At 61.8% G+C, this 13,059-nt stretch carries 12 protein-coding genes; 5 read left to right on the top strand and 7 right to left on the bottom strand.

Annotated elements, in window-relative coordinates; translation table 11 throughout:
* Positions 1 to 60 precede the first annotated feature (60 nt).
* The gene (tesB, locus tag M6D32_RS06865) at positions 61 to 921 is read right to left on the bottom strand and encodes an acyl-CoA thioesterase II (protein WP_298254661.1); all 861 of its coding nucleotides are present in this window, start codon (positions 919 to 921) and stop codon (positions 61 to 63) included.
* 176 nt (positions 922 to 1,097) lie between these two features.
* On the opposite strand from tesB, the gene M6D32_RS06860 reads away from it, so the two are divergent.
* Positions 1,098 to 2,318, top strand: a complete 1,221-nt coding sequence (locus M6D32_RS06860) for a ubiquinone biosynthesis hydroxylase (RefSeq protein WP_298254659.1) — start codon at positions 1,098 to 1,100, stop codon at positions 2,316 to 2,318.
* 87 nt (positions 2,319 to 2,405) lie between these two features.
* On the opposite strand, the gene M6D32_RS06855 is transcribed toward M6D32_RS06860, so the two are convergent.
* Positions 2,406 to 3,347, bottom strand: coding sequence for an alpha/beta fold hydrolase (locus tag M6D32_RS06855; RefSeq protein WP_298254657.1), 942 nt, complete (start codon positions 3,345 to 3,347; stop codon positions 2,406 to 2,408).
* Between the two features lie 11 nt (positions 3,348 to 3,358).
* Positions 3,359 to 3,556: a Trm112 family protein gene (locus M6D32_RS06850; protein WP_298254655.1), complete on the bottom strand. Its 198-nt coding sequence runs from the start codon at positions 3,554 to 3,556 to the stop codon at positions 3,359 to 3,361.
* A 242-nt stretch (positions 3,557 to 3,798) separates the two neighbouring features.
* Here M6D32_RS06850 and M6D32_RS06845 point away from each other — a divergent pair, with 242 nt between their 5' ends.
* Both M6D32_RS06845 and M6D32_RS06840 read left to right on the top strand, forming a co-directional pair.
* Positions 3,799 to 4,044 carry a PilZ domain-containing protein gene (locus M6D32_RS06845; protein ID WP_298254653.1) on the top strand — a complete coding sequence of 82 codons (246 nt, stop codon included), beginning with the start codon at positions 3,799 to 3,801 and terminating at the stop codon, positions 4,042 to 4,044.
* 494 nt (positions 4,045 to 4,538) lie between these two features.
* Positions 4,539 to 5,339 carry a tetratricopeptide repeat protein gene (locus M6D32_RS06840; protein WP_298254651.1) on the top strand — a complete coding sequence of 267 codons (801 nt, stop codon included), beginning with the start codon at positions 4,539 to 4,541 and terminating at the stop codon, positions 5,337 to 5,339.
* A gap of 258 nt (positions 5,340 to 5,597) precedes the next feature.
* Here M6D32_RS06840 and M6D32_RS06835 read toward each other — a convergent pair whose 3' ends face one another.
* The 4 genes from M6D32_RS06835 to cpaB all read right to left on the bottom strand — a co-directional run bounded on the left by M6D32_RS06835 (position 5,598) and on the right by cpaB (position 10,047).
* Entirely contained in the window at positions 5,598 to 6,863 is a 1,266-nt protein-coding gene (locus M6D32_RS06835) for an AAA family ATPase (protein WP_298254649.1), read from the bottom strand.
* Positions 6,860 to 7,561, bottom strand: a complete 702-nt coding sequence (locus M6D32_RS06830) for a CpaD family pilus assembly protein (protein ID WP_298254669.1) — start codon at positions 7,559 to 7,561, stop codon at positions 6,860 to 6,862. Before M6D32_RS06830 ends, M6D32_RS06835 begins: the two co-directional genes overlap by 4 nt.
* A 93-nt stretch (positions 7,562 to 7,654) precedes the next feature.
* The gene (locus tag M6D32_RS06825) at positions 7,655 to 9,184 is read right to left on the bottom strand and encodes a type II and III secretion system protein family protein (RefSeq protein ID WP_298254647.1); all 1,530 of its coding nucleotides are present in this window, start codon (positions 9,182 to 9,184) and stop codon (positions 7,655 to 7,657) included.
* A 62-nt stretch (positions 9,185 to 9,246) separates the two neighbouring features.
* A complete protein-coding gene (cpaB, locus tag M6D32_RS06820) occupies positions 9,247 to 10,047 on the bottom strand; it encodes a Flp pilus assembly protein CpaB (protein ID WP_298254645.1) in 801 nt (266 codons plus the stop codon).
* A gap of 565 nt (positions 10,048 to 10,612) precedes the next feature.
* On the opposite strand from cpaB, the gene M6D32_RS06815 reads away from it, so the two are divergent.
* Both M6D32_RS06815 and M6D32_RS06810 read left to right on the top strand, forming a co-directional pair.
* Positions 10,613 to 10,879: a FeoA family protein gene (locus M6D32_RS06815; protein WP_298254667.1), complete on the top strand. Its 267-nt coding sequence runs from the start codon at positions 10,613 to 10,615 to the stop codon at positions 10,877 to 10,879.
* Positions 10,880 to 11,061: 182 nt separating this feature from the next.
* Positions 11,062 to 12,933, top strand: a complete 1,872-nt coding sequence (locus tag M6D32_RS06810; RefSeq protein ID WP_298254643.1) for a ferrous iron transporter B — start codon at positions 11,062 to 11,064, stop codon at positions 12,931 to 12,933.
* Positions 12,934 to 13,059 lie beyond the last annotated feature (126 nt).

Below are 13,059 nucleotides of genomic sequence, written 5' to 3'. Positions count from 1 at the left end.
GGTGGTCTCGCAATTCGAACTGGTCGATCGCGGCGCATAACGCGTCAGCGGCGAAGGCGTCTACCTCCGTTCGCGCACCGAGCCTTCCTGCGCAACGGAAGCCACCAGCGTGCCGTCCTGCTTGAAGATCAGCCCGCGCGTCAGGCCGCGGCCGCCTTGCGCGCTCGGCGAGTCCTGGGCGTAAAGCAGCCATTCGTCGGCGCGAAATGGCCGGTGAAACCACATTGCGTGATCGAGGCTCGCCGGCATCATGCGCCGGTCGAACAGCGTCCGGCCGTAGCGCGCCATGACCGCGTCGAGCAGAGAGAAATCCGAGGCATAGGCGAGCGCGCACATGTGCAGCGCCGGATCGTCGGGCAGTTTTGCCGCCGTCCTGATCCACACGTGGATGCGGCCGTCATCGATCTTTTGGCCGAAATAACGGCCGAGTTCGACCGGGCGCAGTTCGATCGGCCGGTCGGACTCGTAATAGCGGCGGATGAATTCCGGCATGTCGCGGAACATCGGCTGCTTGGCCATTTCCTCGGCGGTCAATTTCTCCGGCGGCGGCACGTCGGGCATCTTGTCCTGGTGATCGAAGGCGCCCGGCTCGGCGACGTGAAACGACACCATGATCGAGAAGATGGCATGCCCGTGCTGAATCGCGGTGACGCGCCGCGTCGAGTAGCTCTTGCCGTCGCGCAAGCGCTCGACCTGATAGATGATCGGAATCAGCGGATCGCCGGGCAAGATGAAATAGCAGTGCAGGGAATGCGGCAGCCGGCCCTCGACGGTGCGACATGCCGCAACCATTGCCTGCCCGATCACCTGTCCGCCGAACACCCGTTGCCAGGATGTCTTCGGGCTCTTGCCGCGAAACATGTTCACTTCGATCGGTTCGAGATCGAGAACGGAAATCAGGTCGATCAGGCTCTTGGACATCGGAAGCTTTCTCTCATCATTCCAGCCCCTTGCTTATAGACCCTGTTTCGCCCAGCTATAATAAGGTAGCAAGGCCGGTGGAGTGGATTTGACATTCGCTACCCACTTGGCTGCACGTTCGGAACGCGAATGTTAGAATCCGACCACTAGTTTCATTGATTTCGAGCGGGTCCAGCATGTCGGTTCAACGAGGCATTGTCATTGGCGGCGGCGCATTTGCCGGTCTTGCGCTCGCTTTGGCGATACGCCAAGGCCTCGGAAACGACTTTCCCATCACTGTCGCCGATCCGGCGCTCGCCACGCGACCGAGCCGTGACCCGCGCGCGACCGCGATTGTCGCGGCCTGCCGCCGTCTTTTTGAGGCGATTGGGGTCTGGGACCAGGTTGCGGCGAGCACGCAGCCAATCCTGGACATGGTTGTCACGGATTCGAAGTTGGAGGATGCGACGCGACCGGTGTTCCTGACATTTTCCGGAGATATCGAGCCGGGCGAACCCTTCGCCCATATGGTCGAGAACAGATATTTGATCGACGCGCTGGTTCAACGCGCCGAGGCTGAAGGGGTCGATCTTCGCGCGCTTGCGGTTTCCGATTTTTCGACCCATAGCGGGGGCGTCGACGTCACGCTTTCGGACGGCAACATCATCGAAGCGAGCCTTCTGGTGGCTGCCGATGGCGCGCGGTCGAAGCTACGCGCGCGCGCCGGAATAGCCACCCATGGCTGGGACTACAATCAATCGGGAATCGTGGTCACCGTCGGACATGAGCGGGAACATCAGGGCCGCGCCGAAGAGCATTTTCTTCCCGCCGGTCCCTTTGCGATTCTGCCGCTTTCCGGCAAGCGCTCGTCACTGGTCTGGACCGAGAAGCGCGACGAGGCGGCGCGGATCGTCGCGCTCGCCGATCAGGAGTTTCACGACGAACTCGAGCGGCGCTTCGGTTTGCGTCTCGGCGAGGTGAGGGCGCTCGACAGGCCGCGCGCCTTTCCGCTTGGCTATTTCGTGGCGCGCTCTTTCATTAGCGAGCGCCTGGCGCTGGTAGGCGATGCCGCCCATGTCATTCATCCGATTGCGGGGCAGGGGCTCAATATGGGTCTGAAGGATGTCGCCGCGCTCGCTGAGGTGCTCGTCGATGCGGCAAGGCTCGGCATCGATCCCGGCCAGGCTGACGTGATCGAGCGCTACCAGCGCTGGCGGCGGTTCGACACCATGGCGATGGGCTTAGCTACCAACTCGCTCAATTTCCTGTTCTCCAATCAATCGACGCTGCTACGCACCGTGCGCGATATTGGTCTCGGTCTGGTCGATCGCGCCCCGCCGCTGAAAGGCATCTTCATTCGCCAGGCTGCGGGCCTCGCCGGCGAGGTTCCCCGGCTTCTCAAGGGCGAAGCGCTGTAACGCATGATCCGGACCCGGAGGGCCGCGTTAGCGCAAAGTGTGAAGCGGTTTTCCCTCGCGCCAAACGCTTGAGCGTTTGCGCGTAGATCAGCGCCGGTCTTCCGACTGGATGAAAGCGGCGACAGCTTCGACCATCTTCGCGTCGAGCGCACGCTCCGGCTGATTGTAGGCGGCGAGATTATCGGCGTCGTCGGTCACGTCGACCAGAACGTGATTCATTTCCGGCTGCCAAAGCGTTTTGGCCAAGGGTGCAGCCGTAGCGAGCGCAAAGAAATCAAGCCGCGCCACCTGCAAGTCGTGGCCGCCGCCGACAATCAGGATCGGTTCGTCGATCGCTTTCAAGGGATCGATCGGATCGATAACAAAGGCCGAGGCGAGGCTCGGCTGCATCGACGGCGGCACGTCAAAGCCCCGGGGCGGCGGGTCGACGGTCCGCCCGGCCATGATGCTGTCGATCGCGTTGGCGATTGGATCCAGGATGTCGGGCGGGATCTGTCGCTTTTCAAGCTGCGCCTTGACGAGATCGCCCTGACGCCGCGCCGCGGTGACGAGCAGCACCAGCCGGTCGATCTGCACCTGCCGTGCGGCGAGGATCGCAACCAGGCCGCCCTCGCTGTGCCCGACCACGGCCACGCTGGAATATTTTCCGCTCGCGCGCAGGTAGTTCACCAGCGATGCCGCGTCATCGACATAGTCCTTGAAACGAAAATCTTCGGGTTTGCCGAATTCTGGCTTCCATCCGCCCGCGCCGCGCTTGTCGTAGCGAAGCGTCGCGATCTTCTGCGCCGCCAGTTGCTCGGACAGCTTCTTCAAGGTTGCAGGCTTGGCCCTCGGTCCGTTGCCGTCGTGGTCCGTTGATCCGGAGCCCGCGATCAGCAATGCGACCGGCGGTTTTTCGACCCCGGGCGGGGTGGTCAAAAAGGCATCGAGATTGCCGACGCGGATTTGGGTCTCGTCGGCCGAAGCACTCGTCACTGCGCAGCAAAGGCCGAGGAAGGCGAGCGCCACGATCAGCCTGCGTTTGCGCATGGCTCTTTCCTTCAATCGATCTTTCTTGCCTCTTCGGGCAGCATGATCGGAATGCCGTCACGAATGGGATAAGCAAGCTTGGCGGCGCGCGAGATCAGCTCCTGCCGTGCGGCGTCATATTCAAGCGGGCCCTTGGTCATCGGGCAGACCAGGATTTCCAGCAATTTGGGGTCGACGGCGCCTTCGGGGCGTTCGGGCAAGGCGGTCATGCTGGGCTCTCCGTGCAAATGTTGGAATCAGGCCACCGGTTACGTTCCCTGTATCATATTCGGACGCAGCGTATAGCGGGGCCAGAGTTCGGAGCGGCGGCCCTTGTGCAGGCGCCCATTCAGTAAAGGAAACTCGAATCAATCCGCTCAATTGCGATCTGAACTAATAGGTAGATTCCAACACTTCTCCGCTAAGACGGCAGGGTGCCAGATGGTTCTCTATCGGGCGGGCAAGGATCGACATGTTTGCAAATCGACGTACGAGCGAACGGCGCGTGTGCCGGAGTTTCGCCAAAATTCAGTTTGGGACGGGCTCGCTGCCGCGCGACTGTACTATCACCGATATCTCCTCGGGCGGCGTCAAGGTCATCGCCGAACACCTTGATGTTCCTTCGGAGTTCACCATCATCATGTCGGAAGGCCGGCCGCGGCAATGCCGGATGGCGTGGCGGATCGGCTACGAGTTCGGCGCCCAGTTCCTCGACTGAAGTCACAGGCAATTCGCGGCTAGTACCCACTTTCCGAAGTTCAAAACGTGGCTCCGCAAAATGCTGCGAACTTCGGAATCCGGACACTAGTGGAGTGGATTTGACATTCGCTACCCATCCGGCCGCGAGTTTGGAAAGCGAATGTCAAATCCTAAGCTCCACTAGAAACGGACATTTGCTAGTGGTCCTTTGATTCTAACATTCGCAAAAGTGCACGCTGAGAAGGGATGCGAATGTTAGAATCGGACCACTAGCGATCACGCCGGCTTAACCGGAATTTAGGGTTAAGCTGCAAGCATTTCTGGGACGAGTGCCGCCTGTTTGAAGTTCCTGCGCCCCCCAGCGGCGAAACCTGTTCAGGAACTTCAAATGGAAAGCGGCCCTCGAATTGTAACGTTGCTGGTGACCATAACCTTCGGAAGTTCGTGAACGGTGAGTGCTGCGAGGGCAGTACGAACTTCGGAAAGTGGTCACCAGGTGGTTCAGGTTCCAGAATGCATCTGCGATTGCCCCGGCCGTCCGGCCTTGCGAGACTTCGTGCCGCGCCGGTGTTATCGGCCATTCTGCTGCTGGGGCTTTGCGGCTGCCAGACCGACGGTCTGTCGGACATCACCGGATCGCTCGGCGACAAGTCGGAACAGGCGACTCCCGCACGGAGCCTCGATTTCTACCGCGATCGCTATCGCGCCCATCCCGACAGTGTCGAAGCGGTCCTGGCTTACGGGAAGGCGCTGCGTGCGAATGGGCAACGGTCTCAGGCGGTTGCGATATTGGAACAGGCCGCGATAGCTCACCCCAAGGACAAGGCCTTGCTCGCCGGCTTTGGCCGCGCGCTGGCGGATAACGGCAATTTCCAGCAGGCCTTCGAGGTTCTCGGCCGCGCCCACACGCCCGAGGACCCGGATTGGCGAATTCTGTCGGCGCAAGGCGCTGTTCTGGATCAGCTCGGCCGCGGCGAGGAAGCCAGGCAATATTACGCCCACGCGCTGCGCATCGTGCCGGATGAGCCGACCGTCCTGTCCAACCTGGCGCTCTCCTACGTTCTTTCAAAGGACCTCGCCATGGCAGAGGAAACGCTGCGGCGCGCCAACAGCCGTCCCGATGCGGATCCGCGCGTGCGGCTGAATCTCGCGTTGGTGCTGGGTCTGCGCGGGCACATGGCGGAAGCCGAAAGCCTCGCGAGAGAGGGCCGGCCTCCCGAGGAAGCGGCCGCCAATGTCGCTTACCTGAAGCGGATATTGGCCAAGCAGGCCGCAGCCAAACCTGCGCCAGGCAGCGTCGTCCGTACGGACTAGTGCGGCGAATTTGAAGTTCCTATCAGCGTTGCGGCAAGTTCTTCATAGGAACTTCAAATTCAAAGCCGCACTAGAAATCAATGAGTTACTAGAGCTCCTTTGATTCCGAAGTTCGCACCAGAGTTTGCCGCGATCGTTTGCGAACTTCGGAATCGGAGCTCTAGTGGAGTCAATTTGACATTCGCTACCTGAGAAGGGGATGCGAATGTTGGAATGGGACCACGAGGCGTGCGATCAAACTCGCGCGCGCCGGCGTGATCAGCCTTTGGCGCGCAGCTTGTTGATGATCGGAGCGAACAGCGAGCTCTTCGGCTTCTTCGGTTCGCCGCGCCCGGTGAGCTGATTTGCGATGTGCACGAAGGTCTTGCTGATGCGATGACCGGCGGAGATTTCAGCAATCATCTGGCCGTTATTGGCGGCAGTGCCGAACATCTTGGGGTCGAACGGTATAGCGGCGAGAGAAGGGCCTTCGATTGCCTTGGCAAATTCGCGCGGGGAAATTTCCGGCCGCCTCGACATGCCGACCTGATTGAGACAATAGAGCGGCGACCGGTCGTTCGGTCGCGCGGCCTTGAGCATGGTCAGCATGTTCTTGGCGTTGCGCAAGTTGGCGAGGTCCGGTTCGGCGACGATCAGGATATCGTCGGCTCCGACCAGTGCACGGCGCGTCCATCCTGACCATTGGTGCGGAATATCCAGAACGATCACCGGCGTCGTCAGGCGCATGGTATCGAAGACCGCGTCAAACGCGTCGACGCCGAAATCGTAAACGCGCTCGAGCGAAGCGGGCGCGGCCAGCAGGCTGAGATGATCGTTGCACTTGGCGAGAAGACGCTCGATGAAGGCGCTATCGGGCCGCTCAGCGGCGAACACCGCGTTGGCGATGCCCTGCAGCGGGTCCTTGTTATAGTCGAGACTGGCCGTACCGAACGCCATATCGAGGTCGATCACGACCGAATCAAGCGCGAGGTCTCGCGCGATGGCCCACGCCACATTGTGGGCGACGGTGGACGCGCCGACGCCGCCCTTGGCGCCGACCACAGCGATGATGCGCCCGACCGGCGTGTCTTCGGACGCCGAGAACAGGCCGCAAATCGCGCGGACCACGTCGAGCGTTTGGACGGGACCGATCACGTAGTCGCTGACGCCGCGGCGTACCAGTTCGCGGTATGGCGCGACATCTTCGTCGCTTCCGATCACGACGACGCGCGTTCCGGCGTCGCAGACGCTCGCGAGTTCGTCGAGGCCGGTCAGGATGTCGTGGCCGGCCTTGGTCTCCAGAATGATGACGTTCGGGGTGGGGACGCTGTGATAGGTCTCGATGGCGCTTTCCATGCCGCCCATCTTGATCGTCAGATGCGCTTTCGCCAGCCGCCGGTCGACGCCTGCCGATTGCAGCGCGTCCGCAGTTGCCGTGGTTTCGCAGAAAGCCTGCACCGACACCCGTGGAGCCGGCGCGATATAGTCGTCGCTGAGCGGGGGCAGTTCATCCGGCCCGTCGGAATTGTCACGCGAATAGATCATTTGCCTGCATCGCTGAGTTTGGCCTTATCTGCATCGGGATATTCGGTCGCGGTGCTCGTGCCCTTGCGGTATTTTTCAAAGCCTTCGGTGCGCCGTACCGTATAGGCCGGGGTCTCCGGCCGCGGCTGCGCGAGGTCCGACGGATTTGCCACCATCGCCGCCATGTTGCGCTGATAGGCGCAGCCGAAATTGTAATAGGACTTGTTCTCGAAGTAGCCCGGGTTCTTGATGGACGGCCCGAGATCTTCAGGCCACTCGCCACAGGGGCCTGCGACCGCCGTCATCCGCGGATAGGTCAGGCGCACGGTTGCCAGCGTGCGGGGATCGTCCGGCGTGTAGCGATGCAGCTTGATTCCATTCGCCGGCACGCCGCCCGCTTCGAGCAGGCTCCTCGCTTCGCGAACCGCGCTTTCCGCTGCACGCGAATTGGGCGCGTTGACCGGCACATCAATGACAACGGCGCCGGTGCCCTCAGCGACCCAACCGCGTGCGAGGCCGAAGACGTCAGCACGCTGGGTTGCCGACAATCCGCCGCGCGCATGGCCGACGAAGAGAACAATGGAGTGGTTGGCTTCCTGGACCGCGATCGGATGCCGCAAGCGATAATCGTCCGAAGCGCTCACGGGCTGCGCCACGCTTCCGGTCGTCTCGGAGCAGGCGCCCAGGATGACCGCAAGTCCGACCATCGCGCCGGTCATTGCCGCCCATTTGAAATCCCTGTGTCGCAAGAGCGCTCTCGCGCGATCGACCGACGTCTCGTTTGTCATCGTGCTTCCCCCGCCACGGCCGGCCTAGTCGATGATGAAGCCAAAATTGGCCTGATAATTTCCGATCTGTTCCACCCGCGCCGGAACGCCATAGATGCGGTTGATCTGCGCAAACAGCGCCGATTGAGCATCGGAAGCCGGCGCGAAACCGTCATCCGGCCGCGAGAGCTCTTTCTGGGCGACCGCGCGCACTACATAGGGCGTGACGATGACCATCAGTTCGGTCTGGTTCTTGACGAAGTCCTGGCTGCGGAACAGCTGGCCGAGCACCGGAATCTGGTCGACACCGGGCATGCCGTTGATGGCCTGTTTGGTCTGCTCCTGAATGAGCCCTGCCATCGCGAGCGAGCCGCCCGAGGGAATCTCCACCGTCGTTTCGGCGCGGCGAGTCTTGATCGAGGGAATCGTCGTTCCGCCTGAGCCGCCCTGTAGGGCGTTTTCCAGCGAAACTTCGGACACTTCCGTCATGACGCGGAGGCTGATTTTGCCTTCGGTCAGCACGACCGGGGTGAAATTGAGCGAGATGCCGAATTTCTTGAAGCTTACGGTCTGAACGCATTGTCCAATGGCGCCCGCGGTCGTGGTTTGACAGGTAACGCCGGTCGGAATTGGAAATTCGCCGCCGGAAATAAAGGTCGCCGACTCGCCGGAGATGGCGGTCAGATTGGGCTCCGCCAGCGTATGCACGACGCCGGCGCTTTCCATCGCGCGCAGGGTTGCCGTCACCGTCGGGATGCCGGCCTTGTTGAGGGCCGCGGCGGCGAGGCCATTGCCCGAGACAAGTGGCCCGCTGTTCGCGGTGAAGGGGTTGGAGTTGTTGAAGTTCACCACCGCCGTGCCGTAGTTCATGTTGGCGCCGATATCGATGCCAAGCTGCTTGATAATGCTGCGCTGGACTTCCGCGACGGTGACTTTCAGCATCACCTCGTCGCGGCCACGAACCACGATGGAATTGACCACCTTGTCCGCGCTGCCGACCAGCCGCGCGACGACGTCGCCGGCCTGTTGTGACTCGATCGGGGTCGCGACCGATCCGGTCAGCATCACACTGTCACCGATGCCTTCGGCCTGGATCGCGGCGGCCGGCAAAAGCTGCTTCAGCGCGGCGCGAACGCCGTTCAGGTCGCGCTTGATCGCGATGTCGTAGGCCGCGATCTGCTGGCCGTCCGCATCAAAGAACACGACGTTGGTTTGTCCGACAGCCGAGCCGATGATGTAGGCGCGCTGCGACGACCGGATCACCGCATTTGCAATCTTCGGATCGGCCACGAGCACGTCCTTGGCGTCGCGCGGCAGGTCGATGACGGCCGACTTGCCAACGCCGAGCGCAAGAAAGCGCGTCTTCGTCACATCGTGCGGGATGCTGGACGTCGTCGCCAGCGCGGCGCTTGCCGACGAGGTGCTCGCGGCAGCCATCGACGCCGGAACGCTGATGATGGCCGGGCCGGATTTCGGCGCGGAATCACCGTCGGCTGCGGCGGCTGGCGCCAGACTTGATGCAAGCGCAAGCGCAGCCGCGGAAGCCGACAGGGCACCGATCAATAAGGTCCGCATCGGCGTCCGGCTTCCCCTGCTAGCCATATTCTTCGTCCTTCTGGTCATAGGCGCCGTTCGGGTCACTTCGTCGCCGCGGTACTTGGATTGGTGACGCCGTAGCGGACCACGTTGATGCTGGGATGCTGGATCTGTTCGTTAGTGCTGACCGCAACCTGGTTGGCGTCGGCGATGCTGCGCAGGGCGAGCGACAGCGTTCCAGCCTGTCGCGCGGTCGCGAGGTGGGTTGTCTCCTCGGGCTTCAATGCAAGCGTGACCGTCCGGCCGATGACGCTGTTGGTGCCGTCTTTTTCCTTGGGTGCCTGATCAATCGCGAGCACGCGAATATTGGTCAGCGCGACCTCCGAGACGACGATGTCGGGCTGGGTAGGGTTCGGATTTTTGAGGTGACGGGTCAGAATGACGTCGACGCGGTCGTTCGGCAGAATAAAGCCGCCGGCACCGGTCTCCGCTGAAATTTCCGTCGCTACCGCGCGATAGCCGCTCGGCAGGATCGCAGCCATGAAACCGGAGCCGTCGGCCTTCACCAGCTTGGCTTCGCGGATCGGCTCGCCTGCAACAAAGGGAGCGCGCGCGATCGAGCCTGCAATCTGGTTGGTGGCGTCCGGGCGATCGCTGCGGCGAATGAAGCTGCCGCTCGCCGTGGACGCCGGCCAGGTCTGCCAGATCACGTCATTGGCGTTCAGCGTCTGGCCGAGACCGATGTCGGCTTTGGCTACCAGGACATCGACGGTCTGAAGCTGGGCGACGGGTGCGGCTGCGGGAGCGGGCGCCTTGCTGTCGGTCATTCCGCTGGCAAGATACGCCGCGACTCCGCCGGCGCTGAGAGCAATGGCTAATACAACAATGCGAGCGATGTTCATGCGCGATCTACTGTTACGCCAGGGTACAAACGGTCCTGGAGGCTCCCCTCCAAGGATGACTAAGCTGTAAAGGTATAAGCGACCTTGAATGCTGCGGCCTTTGCGCAGGACCGGCCGCCGATTTGTCCCGCATGGTGAACGCAAGGTTTATCGCTTCGAACATGCCGCGCAGAGGCGACGCCGAGATGCCGATTTCAGCTGGATTTCCCGGACAAAAGCCGTTGGCGATGACGCGCACGAGCGCCGCCGCAAATGGTGGCCGATGAGGTGGCGCATTCGAAAACGGATTGGTTTACCATCCGGACAGAAGCCGCGCGGCTGTTCTTCGAACGCCGGTTCTCAAGGAGACGCCTGTGATCGGATCGGCCCAAAACCAGATCATTGGCCAATCTGTTCACCTGGCCGTGAAATTACCGGGCATCGCAGACCGTCTGCGGCGCGGCTAACGGGGCATGTCAGTTTAAAATCCCTCTAAGATCACGGTGTTTTAGCCCGCCAAGCTTGACCTCAAGGCCTGTCGTTGAAAATACAGATTATGACCGCCATCGATATAACTGCCATCGATATGAACAGCACGACGCGCGAGACGCGACTTGGCTCGGCCAAACGCGGCTATGCCGGCGTGATCCGTCAGGTTGCCGCTGACGGGGTGAATTCCTCGCTTCCTCCGCTCGAGCTTGAAAGCCGCCTGCTTGAGCTCGGCTTTGTCGAAGGGGCCAGGGTCGAGGTGCTTCACGAAGGCATTGTCGGTGGCGACCCGATTGCCGTCCGCATCGATAACGTCACGGTCGCGATGCGCCGGCGCGAGGCGATGGCGATCATTGTCGTCTGAGTGGTGCGGCGAATTTGAAGTTGCTGCCAATGGGTCTGCAATCTCGTCATCGGAACTTCAAATTCGAAAAGCCGCACCAGAAACAATAGATTTCCAAAGCTCCTTTGATTCCGAAGTTCGCATCAGAGGCCGCCGCAATAGCTTGCGAACTTCGGAATCAGAGCTTTGAACTGTACGCCGTCATGGAAGCTCCGTTGATGCATCTGGCCCTGGTGGGCACGCCCAATAGCGGCAAGACCTCGCTGTTCAATGCGCTGACGGGCAGCCGTCAGAAGGTTGCGAACTATCCGGGCGTTACCGTCGAGCGCAAGGAGGGCTTTTTCGTCACCCCGCTTGGCCGTCAGGCGTCGGTGGTCGATTTGCCCGGCACGTATTCGCTGCGCGGCCGCAGCCCCGACGAGGAAATCACCCGGGATTTCGTGCTGGGACGTGCGTCGGGCGAAATGCCGCCCGATCTCGTGCTGTGCGTCGCCGATTCCACAAATCTACGGCTGACCATCCGCCTCTTGCTGGAACTCAAGCGGACCGGCCGGCCGTTGATGCTTGTGCTCAACATGTTCGACATCGCAACGCGGCGCGGCGTGACCGTCGATGCCGCGCGCATGTCCGAGATGCTCGGTGTTCCCGTGGTAACATCGATCGCGGTACGCAAGGCCGGAATCGCCGACCTGTTGCGCAAGACCGACGAATTCGCGCTGCAGGCGCAGGCGTCGGCGCGGCAAAATCTCTGGAAGGCGCTTTCAGTCACCGAGTTGCGTGCCACCCAGCGCGAAGCCGACCGCATCATCGCGGCGACCGTCAGCCTGCCGGCGCGGCCCGATACCTGGACGGCGCGAATCGACGCGGTCGTGCTGCATCCGGTGGCGGGCCTTTCGATTCTCGCGCTGGTTCTGTTTGTCATGTTCCAGGGGGTGTTTGCCTGGGCGCAGCCGCTGATGGACCTTCTGTCGGATGCATTCTCGACGCTCGGCGTGCTCGTGCACGACACGCTGCCGGCGGGGCTGTTGCAAAGCTTCCTGCAGAACGGCGTGATCTCCGGTGTCGGCAGCGTCATCGTCTTCCTGCCGCAGATCATCATCATCTTCCTGTTCATCCTGCTGCTCGAAGATTTCGGCTACATGGCGCGCGCCGCGTTCCTGATGGACCGCATCATGGGCGGTGCAGGCCTGCATGGACGGGCCTTCATCCCGCTGCTTTCGAGCTTTGCCTGCGCCATTCCCGGCATCATGGCGACGCGCGTCATCGACAACCGGCGCGACCGGCTGACGACGATCCTGATCGCGCCGCTGATGACCTGCTCGGCGCGGATTCCGGTCTACACCCTGATCATCTCGGCTTTCATCCCGGACCATCTGGTTTGGGGCTGGGTCAATCAGCGGGGCCTCGTGATGTTCGGCCTTTATGCCGCCGGCATCACCAGTGCGCTTGGCGTGTCGTTCCTGATCAAGTTTTTCATGCTCCGCGATTACGCGCCGGCCCCGTTCATGCTGGAACTGCCGGATTACAAATTGCCGCGCCCCAAGAGCATCGCGCTCGGCGTCTATAATCGGGCGAAGATGTTCCTGCATCGCGCCGGCACCACGATCTTTTCGATGATGGTGCTGATCTGGTTTCTCGCTTCGTTTCCGCAGCCGCCCGTCGGGGCAGACCAGCCGGCCATCAACTACAGTCTGGCCGCGATCATTGGCCACGCGCTGGCGCCACTGTTCGCGCCGGTCGGCTTCAACTGGCAAATCGTGGTCGCGCTGATTCCAGGCATGGCCGCGCGGGAAGTCGCGGTCGCAGCGCTTGGCACGGTCTACGCCATCGAAGGCGGCAAGGAAGCCGCCGATCAGATTGGGCAGGTGCTGGCCACCAAATGGAGCCTGGCGACGGCGCTGTCGATGCTTGCCTGGTATATCTTTGCCCCGCAATGCGCGTCCACGCTTGCCGTCATCCGGCGCGAGACCGGCGGCACCAGATGGATGGTGCTCACCTTCACTTATATGTTCGCGCTGGCCTATGCGGCGAGCCTTCTGACCTACAACGTCGCGGTTGCGCTCGGCGCAGGCTAGTGTCCCGGTTCTGACATTCGTATCATATCGCGGCGGGTTCGTTTACGAATGTCAGAACCAAAGGGACACTAGCAACCATATGATTCCAGTGTGGCTTTGACTCTGACGTTCCTTCGGAGAACTCGC

Origin of the sequence: Bradyrhizobium sp. (assembly GCF_027307225.1) — a bacterium.
Taxonomy (GTDB): Bacteria; Pseudomonadota; Alphaproteobacteria; order Rhizobiales; family Xanthobacteraceae; genus Bradyrhizobium.
Note: the sequence above shows the minus strand (reverse complement) of the source record. Positions and strands in the feature narration are given on the sequence as shown.

Excerpts from the sequence above, each read along its gene's own strand:
- tesB (WP_298254661.1), bottom strand. The coding sequence starts at position 921 with ATGTCCAAGAGCCTGATCGACCTGATTTCCGTTCTCGATCTCGAACCG.
- M6D32_RS06860 (WP_298254659.1), top strand. The coding sequence starts at position 1,098 with ATGTCGGTTCAACGAGGCATTGTCATTGGCGGCGGCGCATTTGCCGGT.
- M6D32_RS06855 (WP_298254657.1), bottom strand. The coding sequence starts at position 3,347 with ATGCGCAAACGCAGGCTGATCGTGGCGCTCGCCTTCCTCGGCCTTTGC.
- M6D32_RS06850 (WP_298254655.1), bottom strand. The coding sequence starts at position 3,556 with ATGACCGCCTTGCCCGAACGCCCCGAAGGCGCCGTCGACCCCAAATTG.
- M6D32_RS06845 (WP_298254653.1), top strand. The coding sequence starts at position 3,799 with ATGTTTGCAAATCGACGTACGAGCGAACGGCGCGTGTGCCGGAGTTTC.
- M6D32_RS06840 (WP_298254651.1), top strand. The coding sequence starts at position 4,539 with ATGCATCTGCGATTGCCCCGGCCGTCCGGCCTTGCGAGACTTCGTGCC.
- M6D32_RS06835 (WP_298254649.1), bottom strand. The coding sequence starts at position 6,863 with ATGATCTATTCGCGTGACAATTCCGACGGGCCGGATGAACTGCCCCCG.
- M6D32_RS06830 (WP_298254669.1), bottom strand. The coding sequence starts at position 7,561 with ATGACCGGCGCGATGGTCGGACTTGCGGTCATCCTGGGCGCCTGCTCC.
- M6D32_RS06825 (WP_298254647.1), bottom strand. The coding sequence starts at position 9,184 with ATGCGGACCTTATTGATCGGTGCCCTGTCGGCTTCCGCGGCTGCGCTT.
- cpaB (WP_298254645.1), bottom strand. The coding sequence starts at position 10,047 with ATGAACATCGCTCGCATTGTTGTATTAGCCATTGCTCTCAGCGCCGGC.
- M6D32_RS06815 (WP_298254667.1), top strand. The coding sequence starts at position 10,613 with ATGAACAGCACGACGCGCGAGACGCGACTTGGCTCGGCCAAACGCGGC.
- M6D32_RS06810 (WP_298254643.1), top strand. The coding sequence starts at position 11,062 with ATGGAAGCTCCGTTGATGCATCTGGCCCTGGTGGGCACGCCCAATAGC.